This window comes from Bradyrhizobium sp. (assembly GCF_027307225.1).
Taxonomy (GTDB): domain Bacteria; phylum Pseudomonadota; class Alphaproteobacteria; order Rhizobiales; family Xanthobacteraceae; genus Bradyrhizobium.
Genome location: NZ_DAHUXJ010000082.1, coordinates 32,504 through 53,051, shown reverse-complemented (window position 1 = coordinate 53,051; position 20,548 = coordinate 32,504). Strand labels below are relative to the sequence as shown.

Below are 20,548 nucleotides of genomic sequence, written 5' to 3'. Positions count from 1 at the left end.
AAAGCAGGGCATGATCACCGTTAGCGCGAAACGTTTCACCTTTTCATTTGCCGGGCTGCTCGCCTGCGCCACCATCGCGCTCAGTGTGACGCCGGCTCAAGCGGTGGAACAGTGCCGATTCATCCAGGCCAAGGCCGAGCGCGAAGCGTGCTACCAGCGGCAGGAGGCCGAGCTCGCCGCCAAGCGAAAGCCCGCAGAGCCGCGCCGCAATGCGACCATGGAAGCGGTCGAGCAGATGAAACAGGAAGACCAGGCACTGGACCGGCAGATCCACGGCATCTGCCGCGGCTGCTGAACACCTGAGCTTAAGCGGCGACGACTGACTCCGCCCACCCCGCGAAGGCATCGAGAATTTCGTTCATCGCCTCGCGGTCGTTGCGGCCCGAGCGCGCCAGCACATGGAAGGAATGATCGGCGCCGGCGACGAAATGCAGCTTCGCACGCGGACCGAGGCGCTGCACGACGGGCTCGACCAGTGCCGTTTCCGCCAGCGTGTCGCGCGTTCCTTGCAGGAACAACATCGGAATATCAATCTTGCCAAGGTGGTCGGCACGGTCGGCCGAAGGCTTTCCCGCCGGATGCAAGGGAAAGCCGACAAAGGCGAGGCCACGCACGCCCGGCAGGGGAGCGGCCGCCTGCGCCTGCGAGGTCATGCGGCCACCAAACGACTTGCCGCCCGCGATCAAACCAAGATGCGGAAAAATCTCTGCGGCCTTTGCCACGGCGGCACGCACCGTCGCCTGAGCCAAAGGCGGCGGATCCGGCCGCTTGCTGCCCTTTTCCATGTAGGGAAATTGATAGCGCAGGCTGGCGATGCCGCGTTCGCTCAAGCCCGTCGAAAACGCCTGCATGAAGGAATGGGCCATTCCGGCGCCCGCGCCATGGGCAAAGACGAAGCAGGTACGAGGCGCATCTGGACGCAACGCGAGCGCCGAAACCGGTCCGGATTTTCCGGCTTCAAATGTCAGTTGCTGAGCGCAGTTGGCTTTCAATGCATCCAACGCTACGAAGAGGATGGCGATCCCGGCATGACTCGAACATGCGACCTACGGTTTAGGAAACCGTTTCAGAATATAATAAATCAATGACTTAGTCACCGCGTGTTGCATATGTGTTGCGCCCGCAACTAGGTCGGCCGATTGGCAAACACGGGCGTTCGTGCCGAAATCGTCAAGGCCCCTCGGCAAAACGGCTAATTTAAATACAGCACCCTAAGCGGGTGAATGAGGTCGTCATGACGGGCGTTACGCCTTCCGCCGACGGCGATGGTCGCGTCCCCGGAGTCCTTTCCGAAAACCGTGTCGGCCGCATACGCGAGATCGCCGAGAACCATTCGGATATTGAAGTGTCGTGGCGGCCGAACTCGGCCGTCGTCAAAGACCGGACAACTTCAATTCGACGAGGGGACCGGCGGGTGCCTCACCCTCGCCTGCTCCAGCGCGGCATTTAGGTCATCGCCCCGGAGTTGATGCAGGATCAATAGCTGAGCGCAATCGGCGGGACCGAAGCCCTTAACGGGCGACATCTGCACGAAGTTTTCGTTCGGCACGCAGTTTGCGGCCCGCCCTGTCATGAAAAATATCTCCATCGCCGACATCTTCGACAGACGCCAACCGAGCGGCAACGGTATCACGTACTTGCCGAAATCGGCCTTCTGTACCCGGTTGATCCGTCCAAGCGCATCCTTGGCGCCTCGCTTGACGACGCCGAGGTCGCGGGTCGCCAGATCGACGGTCGAGTAGGTCCGGGCCGTCCGGCTGTTGAACAGAGCGACCACCGGCGATACCGCCTCGCTGAAGGCGTCCGAATTGCCGTTGTCGTACTGCCCCGACGTTAGCACGATGAGATAGAAGCGGGCGTTCTTGCAACATTGCTGTGCGCGATGCTCGAGACGATTGATGATTTCGACGGCGGTGGCCACGCCGGAATTCTCGAAATATCCGCCGTCGACGACATGGAACCTTGCGGGGCCGCCCTTTGACGGGTCCGCCGACCCATTGTTTGCCCAGAACCAGGCCGCAGGGGTGAGCCAAGGAAACCGCGCGCTGGCGACCGCTGCGACGCTCACGGGGACGTCGTAGTTTTCGGTCAGAGGCAGAAATTGCGCGTCGGTCCGGAATTCGGGGCCGAAGCCGAAGGGTGCGATGATGCGGCGTCGGCCTGACCCGACTTCGGTCGTGTTGAAGAAGAGAGCCGGTTTGAGGCCGTTAGGATCCCAGGACGCCAGGATACCGCCTTTGAGTGCATTGGCGCCGGTACCGTCGAACTTTTTGGTGGCGATGTCCGCCCATGCAGCCTCGATCGATTTCTCAAGCGCGCGCGCCCTGGATAGCGCGGGCACCGCCGGCCAGAAGAAGCGCTGTGCGAAATCTGGAAACAGCGCCGACGCGACGAGCGGCGAAAGGAAGTCGTAGTCGTTGCGGACAAGCTCGAATGAAGACTGCTGCGCGCGTTCCATCTGAGGAGTCTCAGGTTTTCCGAGACCGAGTTCGGCAATGCTGCGACAGGGCTTTTTCGTCGCCGTGAACTCGTCCGTTAACGCGGCGTAGAAAGCTGCGCCGACGCTGCCTCCCGATACGCCGCTGATCGCGAACAGGTGCTGAGCGAAACGTTGACACGTCGTGTGCAGCTTGGTCAGGAATTGAACGGCTTGCGCAGCCGCGTAGATACCCCCGCCCTGCGCGGCAACGACGTAGACAGGATAGCTCTGCCGCTTGTATTCGTCTTCGTCCTTGTCGACACGCAGGCCGTACCACTTCTCGAATTCGTCTTCGACGATCCCTGGAGGGCCGTCGGTGGCCGTCATGGACGAAGCCACCGCCCGGCCATCCTTGTCGATGCGGCGCAACTCGTGATCGTCGTTCAGGTCGGTCCACGCCAGGACGGCGGCCAACGCCAGTAGCGCCGGAATGATCGGAAAATCTAGGCGACGTGACCAGAGGCTCAGCCCCGTGGCATTCATCGTAAGACAGCCGATGAAGACGGCAAATATGGCAACCGACCCCAAGGCCTGGCCCATGGGCACCGGAAACGTTGCGATCGAGACCACGGCAGCCAACGAAAGAACGATCGAGACGAGGAATAGCTTGCGCGTGATGCTCCAGAGCCGCGCCCTTTGGGGCGCGGTCACCGGCCTATAGAGAAGCACGATGACGGTGGATATCAGGACAAAAGCGGCGGCGATTGCGCCGAGAATCTCCAGTCCGATCTTGAAGTCTCGGTCGCCCGCCCTGGCCCAGTCGAACACCAATTTCAGTTGGCCGGCGAAATTCGCATTCCCGAATTTCAGGATCTCCGCTATCGAGGCGTCTTCCATCCGGACATTTACCGCCACCGAGCTGGCGTAGAATCCACAGACGCCGGCGACGAGCGGAAGCGTTCCGAACAGGACCGGCAAGAAGTTAGCGGCACGCCGGACGCAAGCGGTGCGATACAGCGCGGGCCGACTCCGCTCCGCGAGGAGAACGATCGCGCTGTATGCGAGGCACGCCGCCATACCCAGCAGAAAGATAACCGGCAAAGCCGCATCGACCAAAGCGGCGGTGGGCGTCCCGTCTACCTGCGGATCGGCAAGGTTTTCGACCAGCAACCGGTAATAGTCGCGCGTCTGATCAGGCAGAAAGAGGACTATCGACGAGAAAGCGGCGAGGCAGGCGGGGATCAGCAGGATCCTGAGGCACAGGAACACGTCGCGCAGGCAATAGGCGATATTCCGCAGAAGGGCCACGGCAAGCTCGATGATCGTTAGCTTTGGGCGGGCTGGTCGGGTGTAGTCACCGTATGTCTCCGCGAGCGGACCAAATTGCGAGGTAGCTACTGTGTCGGCACGTGGGTCGCGAGAAACGATCGACCGTCTTGAAATTGAACGAGGAAGGGGCCGGGCTTGTTCGTGACCGCGGGTTTCGCCAGGTCCGTCGAGGAGAGCGTGTCGCATCCGCTGGTGTTGGACGTGTTGCAATTCCTACTGCCCAGCGCGGGCTCCGCAGTCCACAATCCATGATCGATATGGGTCAGCACGAGCCGCTTCCGCGCGCGAGGATAGGTGACGACGAACGGCGGATCAGGCAGCGCGGGACTCGGGTCAAGGAATGCTCCTTTCCGAATGGTGTAGCACGAGCTCACGTCTTTCGGGGGATTGCAGCCCGCATGTGCGAACGAAGGAAAAAGAGCGCAGACAGCAACGCAAGAAGAAATATAAATGATGCTCCGGTTCATGGCGCCAACCTTCGGTTTGACGGTGTTACCGATTGTCGCGCGAGGCTGTAGAAGCTCGCTGTTAAAATTTCGCTCGTCCCACCTCGCTACTGTCGCGCACCTTATCGCGAAACTTTCGTTTCGATCAACCTTTCCGTGAATGTGGATCGCCGCTTTTCCCGGGTCGTTACGCAGCGGCGGATCGATTTCGAGAAGGTACAGCCTGCCTGGGGCGTCGGGCTGAGAGCGCACTCAGAGAACCCGGGGGATTTATATCGTGCCGAACCGAATTCGAAGACCTTTCAACTTGACGATGTGTTTTCGATACCTCACACTTTCACCACCGATGCAATTTTCATCACCTGCCATCTTCCGATTTTAATGCGTTCCTTGGGCGAGCTTAGAGTGGAATTGTCCACATGCCGAAGAAGATCGTCGTTTTTGCGGACGGGACCGGAAATGCCTTCTCGATGCAGGCGTCCAATATATGGCGCCTCTACAATGCCCTCGATCAGTCGCAACCGGACCAGATCGTACATTACATAAAAGGCGTCGGAACGTCGGGGTTCAAACCCTTCGCGCTGCTCGACGGCGCAACCGGAATCGGGGTGCCCTCCAACGTTCGAAAGCTCTACCGCTTCATCTGCTGGAATTGGGAGCCCGGCGCCGAAATCTACATGTTCGGGTTCAGCCGCGGAGCCTTCACCATACGCACGTTGATTGGGCTCATACACAGTGAAGGTCTGATACCTGTCCAAATCGAAGGCGAAGCCGTGTCTCGCGCCGAAATGCGGCGCAATACGACGGCAGCCTGGCGCTCGTATCGGTCGAACACGACGTCGCTCGGGGATACGTTCATCACGATACCCATCGCGCGGTTCGTTCGTAACGTTTTCCTCTTCGTCTTCCATCTCGCGACACGGATGTTCCTCGGACACAGGATGTACGGGACCGTGGCACAAGCAACGGCGGCACAAAGGCGCAAGCGGATCGTAATAAAATTCGCGGGGCTTTTCGACACCGTCGAGGCCTTCGGAGTTCCGATCGAGGAATTGCGGCGCGCAATCGACTGGGCGATTTGGCCGATTTCGTTTCGCGACCAGATCCTGTGCACGAACGTTCAGAACGCACGTCATGCTCTCGCGCTCGACGACGAGCGCGAGACGTTTCACCCCGTTCGCTTCGACCTCGCGAATACCAAATGGCCCAGGCGAATCAAGGAAGTCTGGTTCGCCGGCATGCATTCCGACGTTGGCGGCGGCTATCCCGAGGACGATCTTTCGCATGTTCCGCTGCTCTGGATGATCGACGAACTCAAGGGCCGCCTGAGGTTCATTCCTGGCGCCGTTCAGTCCATGCGAAGCCAGGAGTCCGCCTACGCGCCGATCCACGATTCCCGTAGCGGCTTGTCGGTTTTTTATCGCTACTCACCGCGAACGATCGGGGACAACCGTGGACCGCCTATTATCCACCATTCAGTCGCCGAGAAGATCGCCTTCGGGGCCGAGCGCTACGCGCCGGTGACTCTCCCCGAAACCGCGCTGGTGCTCATGCCCGACGGCGCGACCCGAAGGATCAGAGGGTTCGTCAGGAACCTCGCCCCGGCCGCCGCCGCTGACGCTCGCACAGCCCTCGCGCAAAGCGCCGTCGACCGCCTCAGAGATCCAAGTCCGTTGCTCGTGTCGGTGACGCGCGACGCTATATGGAAGCGGCGTGTCGCTTACTATGGGCTTCTCCTTGCGGCATTTGCGGTTGCCTCGCTGCCCTGGACGGCGAGGTTCATGGTCCATCAGTTTCGAGACCGGATCCACGACCTCGCGTATGCCGTGAGCGACAACCTGGGACGTCAGTGGGACTGGATCTGGGGTTGGCTCGCCGGCACGGACGAAGGAAGCTCGGCCTTCGTCGCCAGCCTATTTCAGTATATCGGCACCGCCTTGCCCGGCTATGCAAAACCTTGGTCGGACGCCTTTATCGATAAGCCGTGGTGCTGCGGGATCGTCACGGCGATTGCCCTCTATCTGTATTGGAAGAATGGGAGCTTGCGCGATACGATCGGCGACCTTGCACGCCGGGCCTGGGTGCCGACCGAGCGGATCGGGCAGCACCAGCTTAGCGGCAGGTCGTTTGCCCACTGGATGCGGACCGAGCAGTTTCCGAACTGGATTGCACGCTTCACCAGCCGCTATGTGCTTCCGGGCGTGGGTTTGGCGCTGATCTTTTTGACGATCGGGATTTCGATCAGCCGGTCCGTCGTCACCTTCCGCGAAGGAAGCGGAGCGTTATGCGCCTTCGAGGCATCCGCCAAGCCGGTGAGACTAGAGCCAAACCAAACTCTTTCGCGCGAGGGCTTTCCGACCGACCATTTGTGTTGGCCAAGCGGCCTGCTTGTCGAAAAGGGCCGGCATTACGAGTTGACGCTCGATATGGTCGAGCCGTTTTTCGATCAAACCTTGATGACCGACGTAGCCGGCTTCAAGGACGCTTCGTTTCGCCGTCTTTCCGCGCAGTTCATCCTTCGCTGGTGGACGGCGGATTGGTTTCAGCCGATAGCCAAGGTCGGCCGAACGGGCAGCGACGCCTGGCCATTGATCTCGGCCGACGGCGATACGGCACTCCCGATCGGCACCGATAGGCTCGGCAACCGCATTCCGGAACATTTCTACGATGACCCGAGCTACAAGGACCGGCTGTCGGAACTGCGCGAAGGACCATCCGAAAGTGATCCGAGCCGGATTCCGTATTCCAGCAAGATACCCGCGAGCGAACTCGCCACGGCTAATGCGATTGACTTGAAGTACGCGCTGCGACGAAAGTTCGTCTCACGCTTCACGTCGCCCGAAGACGGCGAATTGATGCTTTATGTCAACGATGCCATCGCGGCGATACCTTTCGTCGGCACTTTCGATGGATTTTATCGCAACAACAGCGGACGCGCGACTATCACGTTGAAGCGGTTGTCCGTGGCACCAACTCATTAGGTACTAGAGCGCACCAACGTCGCGACGAGGACGTAGCGCACCGAATTGCTCACGGCGAAGCCGATGGCCGGCCAGGGCTATTGGCCATCAATTAAGCGGCCTACTCCCAAGCTAAACATTTAAATTCTTCGATCCTTAAAAATGGATCTCGAAGATCATCGTGGAAAATTGCGATACCGCTCCCAACTCAGCGGTTGCAAGCGGCCCGCCTGCGATCTATGGTTGGCTATTTTTTAGAGCATTTTTGCTTGGATTATTTCTTATGTCATCGTCCGACAAGGATCGTCCAACAAAATACGCACTGCTCGGCGATCTTTTGCGGCTCTCTGCCGTGCCTGCCGTCGGTCTGCCTTTGTGGATTTTGGGCATTTCCACTTTCTCGTACGTAGGCATCCTACCGGCCGGAATCATAGCACTATCGGCGGCCTCGAGATTTTTGCTTTTAGGATACCGGAAGCGATTTGAAGATCGGCCAACGATAGAGGACATTTCGACCAAGCTGATCCTTATGTGCTGGGCCAGCGGAGCGGTTTCTCTGATTTTTCTCGCATTTCAATTTACGGCTTGGATTTGGATAACGCGTTACTCGCCGACCTTGGATAGCCTCACTCGCTTCTACAACGCGATGCCGATGGAGACGATCAACTCCATGTCGAAGCGAGCGGCGCTTCTATTGCGCATCAGCCTTTTGGCCTTGTTGTTTCTGACCTTCGCGTTTGCGCCGCTTCTCTCGGTCGGAGCAGCAAGGTTTTCAAAATCTCTCTCTCGTTTTATCGACGTCGGAATCGCAGCTCTTCTAACGGCGACCCTGTTCGCATTTTACGGCGCGGAGTCCGGGGGACTGAACTCCGTTCTTGTTGTCCTTCGTGACGAGGAGGCGAAAGTTAGACACCTTTATAGGGATGCTATTTCAAAGGCATCTCAGGACATCTTGGCTAAGGCAGTCTACGCAGCTACGAAAGCCCAACAGGACGCGGTGCAAAGCGCTAATTCGAATCCACCCACTCCAGGCGGCGGAAGGGACTCTGCCCCACCGAATAGACCGTCCCCGTCGGCTGGTTCCCCATCTGATCTAAATTCTTGGGACAAAGGCATATACAAATACGTCCTTTCCGAAGACGATCGTATTCTTCGCGAGGTTGCGCGAGAAACGCGCGAAAAGTCCATAGGCAAAAAATCCGCAGGATCAGAGGTTCCGCCGCCGTCAGCCAACAAGTCCGGCCTAGAGGCGATCAAACAACTTGATATCCCCTTGGAAGGCCTGAGCGGTTCCGCAGTGAATGTTGAAAGCGTCGAGCAGATGACGAAGGTCGCTCTTGATGCGGCGGAACTGCCGGCAGTCATGGGGCCTGAAATCGTGAGGCTTACATCTGAAACGGTGGTCGGGGCGGGTGTCAAGGATGTTGTCGAATTGCTGAGCGACTCTGCCTTTCAAGATGGATTGCGATCGATGGCATCGCAGTTCGTAAACGAGCTGTTGACTACGACTCCCACGCCGAACTTTGCCGCAGAGTCAGCGCGAAAGTACGCGACCAAACTCTTGAATACGCCGACGGGCCAGATGTTGGCCGAGCGTATGCGCTCCCTGCAAGATTATGGCGCTAAAGTGGTCGAAAGAGTTCTCGCATTCCGATTGAATCCGGGAGATCGAGTTTTGGCGAGGGCCGAGCAGTTGGAGATCCTCGACACCCAGCATGCTATTCGTGGACTAGCGGTAATGCCAGACCATCTCTCAAGCAGGTCGATTGAGAACTTGGAGAATACCTCGAAATCGATTAGCGATGGTTACGTTGAAAGTATCGCGCGCTCTACTAAAAACCGAACGCAACTTACCGAGTCGCTTGCGACCCTCAGACAACGCGCAGCGTCTGCGTCTACCCCGCGGGAAAAATCGGACATACTCAAAAGTCTTGAGACCGCAGCGGCTTCTATTGGCGCGAGGTCTTCGACCGATATACTGTGTCGTTGCGTTAATACTCGCACAAGAGCAGTGGTCTATTCTTTTTTTACAGAACAGCGTTTATGTCAAACGGGACTTCCATGTTAGCGGTGAGAGCACTCGTTACGTAAGGCTTGGTTTCGAGTTGCTAGACTTCACGCACCATGACGAGCCGTCAGCCGATAGTCCCCATGTTTTCCAACCTTTGTTGCCAGCCGCTCAATTCGTCCCATTCGGTGAAGCGGAATTTCCCGCTGAGGTCCGTGAGGGTGATGTTTTCGACCGTGTCGATCACGAGTTCCTCGAGTATGACCCCCTCGATGCTTATCGGGGCCGACTCGCGGCCTACGAGGCCGGATAGCTCGCGCTCCATGAATTCCCGAGTTTCATCATCGTCGCAGACGATAACCAGCGAGATCCCGTAGCGTCGGGTCGGGGGAAGCTCGTCGTCCGTAGACCACTCGATATAGACGGACACAACTCCTTCGTCCGCGTTCCGTCCCTTCCGTTGCATGGCGAAGGTCGAGGCTATTTTGGAAGAGATGCCTTCGGGTTTGCGAAGCCTGGTGACTAGCTCGTCAGGGAGCGCGATTCTCATATAGTAATGCGCGAGCCAACCCTTGAACGCGTTGAGCGCCTCCTTGCCGAGCCAGGGGCTTCCCGGCTTCCAATCACGAAAAAGCTTGCGGGGGACGAAGGCCCGCCTTCCGAGAAGGCACTCGAGTGCCTGGACGCCGGCGATGCCGGAAACGGGAAGTTGGAGCGTGTGGCTGGTCCTGCCTTTGGAGTCCACGTGCTTCGGATTGTATCGCGGCAGCGGACTGCCTACGAGGATCTCCAGCAACGGTTCCTTGTCGAAGTTGGCCGCACATACGGAACAGGTTTGCGTACAGACCACGAGCCACTCGTTCGGGCCCAGTTCGAGATAGGGTGACAGAAGAGAGGAAGCGTCTTCGCTCGGCCGGAAGATGCTTCCTTGTTTCCATCCAGCCCGCTGGATCGTCGTAGCCCAGGATTCCTGCTCTTCCTTGGCTGCGCACATGGCCGATTTTCTAGTTCGAGGATCCCGCCGTCAGATGCAGCGTGAGCGACGATGCCGGCGACCGTTCGCGCGAGTTGCGCTTGCGGCCTGCGTCGGCCTGCATGGCGCGTTCGACGGCCGGACGCAAGGCATCGAGCGCAACTCGAACGGCGACCCGATCGATTTCCGGCGCGACGAGCAGGTCTCTCAGGCACCGGTCGCCGACCACCCCGCGCTGCCAAAATCGATGGTAGAAGCGGAGCGAGCCGGCGGACTCGTCGGCGAACAGATCGTAGATCGCGCGAAGCCGATCGTAGTTTCCGGATTTGGCTTCCACGCCGTCGTCGAGCCAAGAATAGATGGTCTTACGTTCGACGTCGAGCATCTCCGACAGCGCCGAGATCGGCATGTCCATCGCCTTGAGTTTTGAAATCATGTCCTGAGTGCTCAAGGTCGACGGAGGGTTGGCCGACCGGGCTGCCGGCGCGCGTTGGAGGCGGCCCAGAGGCGGCTGCCGAACCCACCTGCTCAACAGCGTATACACGACCGCGAACTGCTCCCGGCTATCGAGACCTGGCCTGGCGCAGATGGATGTTGCGCTCATCTTCCTCTCCATACCTTGATTGCGTGATCCGAAGCTCCGCCCAGGAACCAATCGCTGACGAAGCCGCAGAGGCCTTCGATGCATGAGCCGATTTTTTCTAGATCGAACGGCTGGAGGGGCTCGAATCGGCAACTGTGCTCCAAATCCACCACGGCGAAATCGCGCGCCGGCACTGGTCTACTCCATCCGTTTCCGCCGACGAGAGGCGTGACCAATTCGGGCGGTATGGTCGAAGGAGGATTCCTCAACGCTTGATATCGGAGTTCTCCGACCTTCGACCGGCTCGACATTACGTACATGCTCTGGTTCACCGGAACGCTCGTGCCGTCGTAGAGAGTCGGTTGTTCGGACGGAAATGCCCATCCACGAAAATATTCCTGTAGGCCCTCTCGTTCTCCCGGAACGACGAGATTGACGTATCGAACGCCGATGTATCCGATCCATCCGATGGCCGCCTGCTCGATATCCCGGAGCGCCCTGGCTCCGCCGACGAACCGCTCGACGAACTCCATGTGCTGCTCATGGGTATCCGTGTGCAGAGCCAGCATATCATCGGTCAGAATGAACGCCCATCGTTTGTCCGGCGCGGCGAACTGTCGGAGCGTGGTGACCTGCTGACTGAACTTGAAGCCGTCGGAGTTGAAGTCCGCGGTGATCGTAGGCGCCTCGACGTCTTCCCGGATCGGATATCTTTCGCGAATACGCGCGTGAAAGGCGTCGGCGACCGACTCGATCACCCCATGCGGCAATTTCGGAAACTGAATCGAACCCAAATTGTAGATCAGAGGCGCGTTCTCGAACGTCTCCAGAACCTGGCTGGGCTCCCGTGAGGCATTCTGCATGGCTTGCTACCGTCCGAACTGAGGGCTGATATATACACAAGACTATACATGTCACTACACACAAATTGTTAAATTTCTCGCGAGCGTCCACTTTTACGGTATTATTTTACTGTTATATACGAACCCTACCAATCGAGGAAACCGTGGCTCGCCTCTTGTCGATCCGGACCGGACTACGTCGAATTGTGTTTAAAGGGAGGGTAGGCGGCCATCGCCTGTCCGCTCATGGAGCCGGAAGAACGGTAAGCGAAGCGGGAAAAGGATCGGACCAATGCGCCAAAGCAAAAATGAGATGCGGAAGACCGCGATGGGCGCCATCGGGTCCGGAAACGTATTCGCCGACCTAGGGCTTCCCGATCCGGAAACCCTGCTAGAAGTCCAAGCTAGTCGCCAAAATCGACGAAGTCATCGAAAAGAGAGGCCTCACCCGAACCGAAGCGGGCAGGATCATGGATCTTCCCAAGCCCAAGGTCTCGGAGCTACGCAACGGGGCGACCGGCGATTATAGCGTCGAACGCCTGTATCGCCTTCTCAACAATCTCGGCGTCGGCGTGACGGTCGTTCTCGAGGAACTACCGGATTGGACCAAGGGCGGGGTCGCCGTCCGTGACGCTTAGTGTGGAGCGCGATCCGCAATGACGACGGCAGACATGCCTTGTCTCGTCCTTACCTAGGATGAGCGCGCGATACTCGGTGAATTGATAGAACTCATAGGCTTGATCGAAAGCGAGCTGACTGAGTCCGCGGCGCGCGTCGACCTTGTCGCATCGAAAAAATCTGGGAGCTCCCGTCGGTATTAAAGGCAGCTTCGGGTAAAGACCATTGACGGCCGTGTTGGCGACGCCCAAATCGCGACGCTCATTCCATCCACATGATGGGCGCCGAGTCTTTTATCAGCGCCATTGACAAGCGGCTAAGACGGCAGCAGGATCACTCAATTACTACGTGCATATTTGTGAGACCGTATTTCCTCTGAAGTTGTTTCAGTCGGGGGTTCTTTCGTGTCGATTTCCGGTCGCGGTTGCGACCTTCGCATCGAACTTCTTGGCCTGAAAGCCGGCAGTTCCGAGAAGCGAAAGCGCGGCTCTTACCCAGCTGGCCAGGGTGGAAAGAACTGCGAGGGCCAGTCGGATGCGCGCGGACGAGCAGGCGCGACGAAACATGCTCCGCTAGATCTGCCAAGCGGGCTGCCCAGCCACTTTCGCAAGCGTGCGCCGGACGCGGAGAATTCCCACGAAATGAAGGGTGTGAACTCCGGTCGGCCAGCCGATCGGACACGCGTTTCGCACTCGCCTTCTTCGGTTACCGAGTCACGTAACCAGGCAACCCCTTGGTCCGGTTGCCTTGATGACGGCGCCAACCGCCGCCGCCTACGGCCAAGACCCAAATATAGATCAGACAGGGGGGGCATCATCCAATGCCAATCACCGATCCAGCGGCTGCACGCGTGCTCGTATACAACATCGTCGTCGATTGGGTCGGCGATGCCGTCAACTTAGCGCCGGACCAGGTAGACGTATCCCGGACCTTCCAAGGCGCCCCTCCGGCCGGCTACGGTTTCGACGAGGGTCGTTTCCTCCAGATGTGCGACGAGATCGCGCCGAAGCTGTCTCTGGCGTCCGGAAGGGTTCTGAAGCTACCCGGAAACTGGCGCGTGCAGCACGAGAACGACGCGATCAACACCTTCATCGATGCGGTGGCCCTCCGCCTCATGGCCTCGTCGATGACGCCCCTCGGAATCAAGGCGCACGCTTTCGCTATGACGCACCCCGGGAGCCAATCATGACGACGAAGCTAATCGCGTTATTATTCCTGGCCGCCGTCATCGTTTCGGGACCAGCCTACTCCGCTGGCTCATTCGAACCCAAGCCGGAGGACGTGTGCAGTCGCTCGGCCTCGAATCCGAAGCTCATGGTGCTCGACGGGAGAAAACTCGTCGGGCAATTGATCGAGAAGAATGCCGGCATCACTTCGATCGATCTCAATCCCAGCGGTGCCGGCATCGTCTTTCCGGAGACTTCGAAGGCGCTACTGAACCCCGCCGCCTTCTGCGCCGCCAACAAATGCAGCCAGAAGACCCAGACCGCACTCGGCGTAGCGTTCGTCAATCTGATAGCCTTCGTCGCACACCACGCGAAGCCCGGACAGCCGGCCCCGAGCATCGATACCAGTGGCCTGAACGCCGGCGTGGAGCCGTTAAGGCTATTCCTGTTGGGTCTTCCGGCCCCGCAGAGCGTTTGTCTGCTGACCCCGCCCGCGGCACCGACTCCCAAGCCGCCCCCCGTCGCACACGGCGCTTCTCCTCCCGGGCCTGCTCCTACTCCGACCGGCGGGATGACCGATGCCGGCGCCGGAATAGACTGGTCCACGGTCCCACACTACTTCTCGCTGCGGCAGCAGGTCGAGGATCTTCCGATTACGCAGGACGACGCCAAGTTCAAGGGACTCAAGCAGGCGAGCATAAATTGGACCGACGACTACATTGCGCGAAAGGCCTCGTTCGGTGTCGATCTCGCGGCCGGCTACACCATCGGACGCGTTTCGCTGGACGAAGAGGGCCACTACATCGGCCAGGTCACGCCGTTCGTCACTTACGACCAACAGATGGTCCAGGCGGCGACGCCTGCGAACAGCTCCCGTGCACAGAACATCGGAGCCGGGCTGCTAGGGGATCTGACGTTCCCGACCGGCTTCGGTGGCTACCAAAACATCCAGATCTACCCGAAATACGTCCAATCATTGAGCAACGGCGCTGAGGTGATGTCAGGCAACCTCGTCTACACGCCCGAATACGGAATATCCGGAATCGATAACGTCCTCTACGTGATTCCGGAAACGCTCTCGTTCCAGTTTACGCCGAAGGTTAAGACCGTCTTTCACGACGTCCTGACGTCCGGCACCAACACGGCACTGTTGAAGTTGGGCAGCTATGACTGGATCGGTCCCTATCTGTCTCTTGCCGTCTACGGGGAAGGTGCGCTCGAAGGGTTCACGTTCACCACCTCCTACGAAACGTACGACGTGTTCGTGGGCACGCTGCGGGGTGTCTCGATGTTCCAAGCTCAATTGAACTACGACATCGGAAAGTCGAAGCTCGTTTCGCTGCAGTTGAACTACCAGAAGGGACGCAACTTGGACACGCTCGAGCTTATCAATCAGATCACCGTGGGACTCGGAGTGAAATACTAAGGCGTTTGAGGTTCGGCTTAGATGTGGCCATCGGCTGCTCGGCCAAAAATGGGATATCGAGCAAGGAGGAGCACGAGATGACCAGCGACGTCCGCGCGGCGCGTATGGAAGCGGAAGCATTCTCCGAGATACCGACGAAATCGACACAGAGCGTGCAACCTCAAGCGCAACCGACCTACGCCGGTCTCGATGCAGGTTCGTACCCAGGTCAACCCGCCGTTGACACCTACCGGGGCATGGGTTTCGCGGTGACCGCGCTCTATCTCAGTCACGCGCCGGCGCGATCCATACCGCACGAGGTCGACGCCGGATGGATCGCCGCGGCCGATTATCTGGCCAAGTCCGGATGGGGATTGGCTCCGATCTACGTCGGGGCCGAACCTGCCGGAAGCTCGACCGTGCCTCCGCCCGACGATCCCCTGAACGACGCTCAGGTCGACGCGACCGAAGCGATCGCTTTGGCGCAGAAGGCGGGCTTTCAGCCGGGACGCAGGATATTCCTGGACGTCGAAGCGGCATTTCCGGCCAACACTCCGTACGAGTCCTACGTATTGAAGTGGCTTGAGGTCGTCCAGGGCGCCGGCTACGGGACAGCGCTATACTGCTTTCCCAATCAAATAGGCTGGTGCGCTGCCCACGGAATCCCGATCTGGACCGTGCACTTGAACAAGAACACCGGAACGAAGAATCCGCAAACCGGAGTCATCACCTGGAGCAAATTGAGCGCTCCGCTTCCGGCAGATTCAATAGACGTCGGCGCGATGGGGACGCAGGGTCGGTTCTATTGCCAGGCGGCCGGTCTGAACGTTGAGCTGGACTACGATCGTTGGACGGTCGTGGATCCGTCGAATTCATAGAAGAGGTCATCTGACATGGACTTCTCGGGACCTTCGCTTGATCCTCCCGTGTTAACTTCGCAAGCGCACAAGAATCTATTCAGAACCACTTCATCATGCGTCGCGGAACCGCGGTTTCAGACCCGGGGCTCAAGGGAGCGCCGTCCGTATGCCTTGCGGATATTCGGTACGCGCGCGGCGGCGTGGGCCACTGAAAATAGCGACGCTTGATTTGGAGGAAATGCCCGTGATTGGCATGTTGCACTACGCGATTCCTGCATCGATTTTCGTAATCGTTCTCATTTTGCTGCGGTATCTATGGCGAGATAGGGACCCCGACGATGCATCGGCTTGGCTGAAACAGCTCGTTCCGGCCGCCATCGCCGCGTTATTAAGCTGGTTTGCATTGCGGTTTGTTGAGAATCTGCTGGCGGTGCATTTCCTGGCTGGCGGCCCGCGGGAGAACGCCGTCGCGGAGACGGCGAGTTGGACCTCCCTCGTCTATTTCGTCGCCATGGTAGTCGGCATGATCGCACAATCGATCTGGCATGCGCTGCAGAATAGGAAGCCCAACAAGCCGCCGATCTTCGACAAGTGGGAATTCGTCAAACCTGCTCTCGTCGCTCCGATTGTGTTCATCGCCGTGTATCGCAACATTTTGGAGCCGCAAGTTTCGATGGTGATGCTTCTGTTCTCGTTCCAGAACGGATTTTTTTGGCAAACCGTGCTTAGGACAAGCAAACGTTAGCCGCTCGGCGTGTGTATGACGAATTCCATTGCTCGGAAGTTACTCATTTTATGTGCAGTAGTTCTGGCCGTTCCCGTCTTGGGCGGGGTGGCGACCTTCTTCGTGCTGCGGCGCGACATCGTAGCGAAGTATGACGCTTGTGTCGCAGGCTTATCCGAGCAACAACGCCGTCTGCCCGGACTGGAATCGATCGTCGATGATCTGAAACGCGTCGAGCGTTTGAAAGATCTTCGCTGGAATCTGAATTCGCCTTACGACTCCGGCGCCATCAATATTCTGGTGCCGGCGACCGCAGACGGCGCGTGGCACAAGAAGTGCGGGCTGGACGAGGCGCCCGCCGATTGCCTCGCGGCGCCACACGAGAAGTTCGTCATCTGCAACGCCGCCCTCGGGCACCAATTCACCGACCAGCGCTTGAGCTTGGACATCATTCGTGCACAAATTCAGCAACCTCTGCGCTTTCTCGCGTTGACTTTCCTGGGTCATGAGCTTGGACACCTTCAAGTCAGTTCGGAGGGACGCGTCCAACATCTCTTTCCTATGATGCGCGTGAACGGCTTGCGCTGCCGACGAAACGACCGGGTACGCCCTACCGAAGAGGAGGCGGCCGACGACTTCGGAATAAGCGTCGCCTGCGAAGCGATGAGGCGCCGCGACGATGAGGCGATCGGCACGGACGCACGATCCGCAATCGACACGCTGTCCTACTTGCGGCAAAGCCTAGACGACGACTTCGACTTCGACGATACGTGCGGAGGCGACGACAACTATCCTAGCGTATCCCGTCGAAAGAGCACCTTTGGGTTACAGTACGCAAAGTGCATGTTTCCCGAAAAAGCGTTGCCGTACGCGGCAGTCGCGAACGACCAAGACGACGCGTTCAAGCACCTGGAGGCTTGGCTTCGAGCACGCCAAGTTGGAGGAATGGTCGGATCAGCCCTGTACGGCATCAGTCCGCTGTACCGGTTCGACGTCGCCGGAACCGACAACGACGAGCGCTTTGTCGCTTTCGATAGCACAGGCAAAAGCGCACAGATCTCGACCACTACGTCGGACGGGGAAAATCTCAACCACTCCGTTCTCGCGACCTGGGATCGAGCGGGAGAGATGATCGACCTCCGCTCGATCCCCGGAACAGCCAACACCGACTTTCTGATTTCGTTTGCGGCTGCCAACGACACGACGGATGTCCGCCACGGCGTCGTTACATGCCAATACCATCCTGCCGACTGCAGGGTCGAGCAGAGCCAGAAGATTATCCCGCCAGGCGTGGAGATCTACAGCACCACAGAGCACGCAATCGTTGAGATCGCCGGCGATCGGCTGCGGGCGTATAGGTCTGCTGCCGACTATTTCAACGACAAGACCGTCGTCGATGCTACGCCACATCTCGATCTGCAGGGCGGTACGCCCATCGTGGACGGGCTCGCCAGTCGCTTTATTTTGGCTCGGCGGCCGGCGGAGGACGAGTTACCCAATGGCCTCCACCGTGCTGCTTTCATTTCTGCCGGCAAAGTTACTTGGACGACATTCACAACGGCGCCGAAAAATATGAACCCGCTGCACGCCGTGGGACTTTACGGGCAGCGGATCGCTTTTGCGCTCCAACCATCCTCGCACCAATTGGCGACGGGAACTCAATTGTGGGTGTGCCCTTCGGAACCCTTTCAGAGCGCTGACGCGACCCAGATCACGGCCGGTTGTGACGTCTACGACCCTCCAGAGGACGCCTCCTATTCCATCGGCATCGCGAACAACGATCTGACTAGTCTGGGAATCCGGTTCGCCAAGGCCGACTACTGCGTTGGATACATAGTCGTTCGTCAGGCCGGATGGTTGTGGCTCGTCAATCCGGAGACCCATCAGCAAGATATTCTGCCCGGTACGGGACTCGTAAATTGCGACCCGGACCGAAAACGTGCCGTTGTCTATCGGATGCGAAGGATCGACGAAGTCACGCTGGACTTCAAGAACGCAGAACCCACCCGGGTTTCGATCGGTTTGGTCCGCACGGCATCTGAGCCTCACTAATACCGGCTTGAACTTCAGGGACGCTTGGTGAACGTCGATGATAGCTACCGCGGCGAACGTGGTCGCCACGCTGGCGGCGATGATGGCAGAGAGCATCGTCGCGCCCCGAGTTCAAGGCAGGGTCCTGCATAGGCGCTGACGATGGCCGGACCCGGCCGGAGCCGCGTCTTGGGACGCGGGCCTTCTATGGGTCGGCCTTTACTATTGAGACGTCAGATCGGGGTTCTTGCCCAAGTTCATCGAACGCGACGATTCGTAGATGACGCGAATCTCGTCCCCGGACAGATGACGACGCTCTACCAACCGGCGTGCCACGGTCTCGACCGCGTCGCGATGGTGCCGCATCAACTCGATCGCTCGTTCGTGCAGCTCGGCCAAATGCTTATCGACCCTGCGCCGAAGAGCCTGATCATGTCTGAGGATGGCCAAGTAGTCGTCGATTCCCCCCAGATAGGCGAAATCGCCCATGAGACCCGCGGCATGCAGGCCGCATACCAGACCCGTCGCGATCGCGAAATCAGACGATCGATCGCCGCCCGCGCCTGCGGAAGCGGATCCGATCACCGTTTCCTCCGCTGCCCGGCCGCACAGCGTGACCACGACCCGATTCTCGATGTCGGACTTGGTCGGAATCGTAGTACGCTTCGACTCGAGCGACGTTCGACCGAAAGATCCCTCACCGTCGCCGAGGACGCAGTTTTTGACCTCGATGCCGCCCGAGGCCAGTGCTCCGATCGCATGACCAGCTTCGTGAACGGACGTCAGCCATTGCTGATCGGGGCCGAGTTCGGTCTTGGGTAGCACTACCTCGCGCAGGTCCTGCACCGAAAGGGCGCGACGATTCTGTCGAGCGAGGCGGCGCGCGTCTCGGACGGCTTTCATGATCACCGCACCCGTCGAACCTTGGATCAATCCCGCGATCTCCGCGAGTTCGTCGTCGCCGATGTCGCCTGCCACGTGATGCCTGAGGATATTCAGAGTTCCTTTGGCGTCCGGCGGCTCGATCTCGATGGTGCGTTCGAGCCGTCCCGGTCGCACGAGCGCAGGATCGAGATTCGCGACGTGGTTGGTCGCACCGATCACGATCACTCCTTCGCGCTTCCCGGCGACCGCGTTGTCGAGGTTCGAAAGGACGTCGTTGACCAGCGGCGTCCAATAGTCCCTGTTTCGCTCCGACATCGTTTGACGGTTCGGGATGGCATCGATCTCGTCCAGAAATAGGAGACATGGCGCCGCTGCAGCGGCCTGGGCGAACACCTTTCGCTGAGCGCGGATCACGTCGTTGAGATACCCGCTTCCCTCGACCATCCACGACGCGACGTTGGATTCTATCAGTGGCACCCCGCACAGGTGGGCCGTCATGCGGGCCCAGAGCGACTTGCCCATTCCGGGCGGCGAAAATACCACGGCGCCACGATCGACGGCCGACCACGGAATCCTGCCTGCTCGATAATCTTCGATATCTTTCGCCAGATTCATGGACCATTCGCGGGCCTTTCCGTATTCCGTCGCGTCGCGCAGGTCGGGGAGCTTCGCGCCGCTCGAACTGCCGCTCATCCGGGCGGACATGGCAGCGAGACGGTCGCGGATATCCGCCGGTGTCGAGCCCTTGCGGAACCCGGACAGGATGTCGGGAAAATCGAGCCCGGCAAGCTGGATCGTCGAAAGATCGCTGCCAAGCTTCTCGCCCGTGTACCGCTCGATCGCATCGGCGAGGCGTGCAGCGGTCGGAGAGTGAATTTCGATCTTCACATCGGCAGCCGTGACGAGGACCGAAGGAAGCTCCGCGAGATCGGCCGAAATGCCGACCACGCTTTTCCCATGTGCGAGGTCGTAGGCCGGGCTGTGCTCGTCCCGTAGGAAGGCGGGTCGCCTGGCACCGTCGGAAACGACTCGTCGCCAGGCGTCGCCGAACGTCTTCTCGAAAAAGGAGCTCACCGGCGTCGCCCACGCCGGCGTGGGTACCCGGATCACGACTGCGAATGTCTCGATCCGGTCCTCCAGCCGACGACGCGTGATGGGATCCGTCACCAGGTCGAAAACCGCACCGACGATCGCGTGCGCGGGATTAAGCTGATCGGGACGCGCCTGCCGCGAGGCCTCCGGCCGAGTTTGCTCGGAATCGGCTCCGGTCTCTTCGTCGTGCTTTGCGGCGGGAGATTC

General features: G+C 59.2%; 14 protein-coding genes, 1 tRNA gene and 1 pseudogene. 9 read left to right on the top strand and 7 right to left on the bottom strand.

What is annotated here, in order from left to right:
• The first annotated feature begins 10 nt into the window (after positions 1-10).
• Positions 11-295, top strand: a complete 285-nt coding sequence (locus tag M6D32_RS14575; RefSeq protein ID WP_298257308.1) for a hypothetical protein — start codon at positions 11-13, stop codon at positions 293-295.
• 10 nt (positions 296-305) lie between these two features.
• On the opposite strand, the gene M6D32_RS14570 is transcribed toward M6D32_RS14575, so the two are convergent.
• From M6D32_RS14570 to M6D32_RS14560, 3 genes are all read right to left on the bottom strand, one after another.
• Complete coding sequence (locus M6D32_RS14570) at positions 306-992, bottom strand: alpha/beta family hydrolase (protein WP_298257324.1); 687 nt, start codon at positions 990-992, stop codon at positions 306-308.
• A 23-nt stretch (positions 993-1,015) separates the two neighbouring features.
• Positions 1,016-1,102, bottom strand: a tRNA-OTHER gene (locus M6D32_RS14565).
• 288 nt (positions 1,103-1,390) lie between these two features.
• Positions 1,391-3,727 carry a patatin-like phospholipase family protein gene (locus tag M6D32_RS14560; RefSeq protein ID WP_298257306.1) on the bottom strand — a complete coding sequence of 779 codons (2,337 nt, stop codon included), beginning with the start codon at positions 3,725-3,727 and terminating at the stop codon, positions 1,391-1,393.
• An 886-nt stretch (positions 3,728-4,613) separates the two neighbouring features.
• On the opposite strand from M6D32_RS14560, the gene M6D32_RS14555 reads away from it, so the two are divergent.
• On the top strand, positions 4,614-7,175 hold the full coding sequence (locus M6D32_RS14555; protein WP_298257304.1) for a DUF2235 domain-containing protein: 2,562 nt from the start codon (positions 4,614-4,616) through the stop codon (positions 7,173-7,175).
• Positions 7,176-7,437: 262 nt separating this feature from the next.
• Entirely contained in the window at positions 7,438-9,222 is a 1,785-nt protein-coding gene (locus tag M6D32_RS14550) for a hypothetical protein (RefSeq protein WP_298257302.1), read from the top strand.
• 67 nt (positions 9,223-9,289) lie between these two features.
• Here M6D32_RS14550 and M6D32_RS14545 read toward each other — a convergent pair whose 3' ends face one another.
• Genes M6D32_RS14545 through M6D32_RS14535 form a run of 3 tightly spaced genes read right to left on the bottom strand, consistent with a single transcriptional unit; the run spans position 9,290 to position 11,581 of the window.
• A complete protein-coding gene (locus M6D32_RS14545; protein WP_298257300.1) occupies positions 9,290-10,156 on the bottom strand; it encodes a hypothetical protein in 867 nt (288 codons plus the stop codon).
• A 10-nt stretch (positions 10,157-10,166) separates the two neighbouring features.
• Complete coding sequence (locus M6D32_RS14540; protein ID WP_298257299.1) at positions 10,167-10,739, bottom strand: hypothetical protein; 573 nt, start codon at positions 10,737-10,739, stop codon at positions 10,167-10,169.
• On the bottom strand, positions 10,736-11,581 hold the full coding sequence (locus M6D32_RS14535) for a TIGR04255 family protein (RefSeq protein ID WP_298257297.1): 846 nt from the start codon (positions 11,579-11,581) through the stop codon (positions 10,736-10,738). Before M6D32_RS14535 ends, M6D32_RS14540 begins: the two co-directional genes overlap by 4 nt.
• A 386-nt stretch (positions 11,582-11,967) precedes the next feature.
• On the opposite strand from M6D32_RS14535, the pseudogene M6D32_RS14530 reads away from it, so the two are divergent.
• The 6 genes and pseudogenes from M6D32_RS14530 to M6D32_RS14505 form a co-directional block, all read left to right on the top strand.
• Positions 11,968-12,198, top strand: a pseudogene (locus M6D32_RS14530) (XRE family transcriptional regulator); the annotation flags it as partial.
• An 800-nt stretch (positions 12,199-12,998) separates the two neighbouring features.
• Positions 12,999-13,367 carry a hypothetical protein gene (locus tag M6D32_RS14525; protein ID WP_298257295.1) on the top strand — a complete coding sequence of 123 codons (369 nt, stop codon included), beginning with the start codon at positions 12,999-13,001 and terminating at the stop codon, positions 13,365-13,367.
• On the top strand, positions 13,364-14,770 hold the full coding sequence (locus M6D32_RS14520) for a hypothetical protein (RefSeq protein ID WP_298257293.1): 1,407 nt from the start codon (positions 13,364-13,366) through the stop codon (positions 14,768-14,770). The genes M6D32_RS14525 and M6D32_RS14520 overlap by 4 nt, the downstream gene beginning before the upstream one ends.
• 23 nt (positions 14,771-14,793) lie before the next feature.
• Entirely contained in the window at positions 14,794-15,627 is an 834-nt protein-coding gene (locus M6D32_RS14515) for a glycoside hydrolase domain-containing protein (protein ID WP_298257291.1), read from the top strand.
• Positions 15,628-15,853: 226 nt separating this feature from the next.
• Positions 15,854-16,354 (top strand): hypothetical protein, encoded by a 501-nt coding sequence (locus M6D32_RS14510; protein WP_298257289.1) that lies wholly within the window; start codon positions 15,854-15,856, stop codon positions 16,352-16,354.
• A gap of 15 nt (positions 16,355-16,369) precedes the next feature.
• Positions 16,370-18,385 carry a hypothetical protein gene (locus M6D32_RS14505; RefSeq protein ID WP_298257287.1) on the top strand — a complete coding sequence of 672 codons (2,016 nt, stop codon included), beginning with the start codon at positions 16,370-16,372 and terminating at the stop codon, positions 18,383-18,385.
• Positions 18,386-18,586: 201 nt separating this feature from the next.
• Here the strand turns inward: M6D32_RS14505 and M6D32_RS14500 are convergent, their stop codons facing one another.
• Entirely contained in the window at positions 18,587-20,416 is a 1,830-nt protein-coding gene (locus tag M6D32_RS14500; RefSeq protein ID WP_298257285.1) for an AAA family ATPase, read from the bottom strand.
• Positions 20,417-20,548: the final 132 nt, after the last annotated feature.

Bases quoted from the DNA above. Each gene is read 5' to 3' on its own strand.
- M6D32_RS14575 (WP_298257308.1), top strand. From the start codon at position 11: ATGATCACCGTTAGCGCGAAACGTTTCACCTTTTCATTTGCCGGGCTG.
- M6D32_RS14555 (WP_298257304.1), top strand. From the start codon at position 4,614: ATGCCGAAGAAGATCGTCGTTTTTGCGGACGGGACCGGAAATGCCTTC.
- M6D32_RS14550 (WP_298257302.1), top strand. From the start codon at position 7,438: ATGTCATCGTCCGACAAGGATCGTCCAACAAAATACGCACTGCTCGGC.
- M6D32_RS14545 (WP_298257300.1), bottom strand. From the start codon at position 10,156: ATGTGCGCAGCCAAGGAAGAGCAGGAATCCTGGGCTACGACGATCCAG.
- M6D32_RS14540 (WP_298257299.1), bottom strand. From the start codon at position 10,739: ATGAGCGCAACATCCATCTGCGCCAGGCCAGGTCTCGATAGCCGGGAG.
- M6D32_RS14535 (WP_298257297.1), bottom strand. From the start codon at position 11,581: ATGCAGAATGCCTCACGGGAGCCCAGCCAGGTTCTGGAGACGTTCGAG.
- M6D32_RS14525 (WP_298257295.1), top strand. From the start codon at position 12,999: ATGCCAATCACCGATCCAGCGGCTGCACGCGTGCTCGTATACAACATC.
- M6D32_RS14520 (WP_298257293.1), top strand. From the start codon at position 13,364: ATGACGACGAAGCTAATCGCGTTATTATTCCTGGCCGCCGTCATCGTT.
- M6D32_RS14505 (WP_298257287.1), top strand. From the start codon at position 16,370: ATGACGAATTCCATTGCTCGGAAGTTACTCATTTTATGTGCAGTAGTT.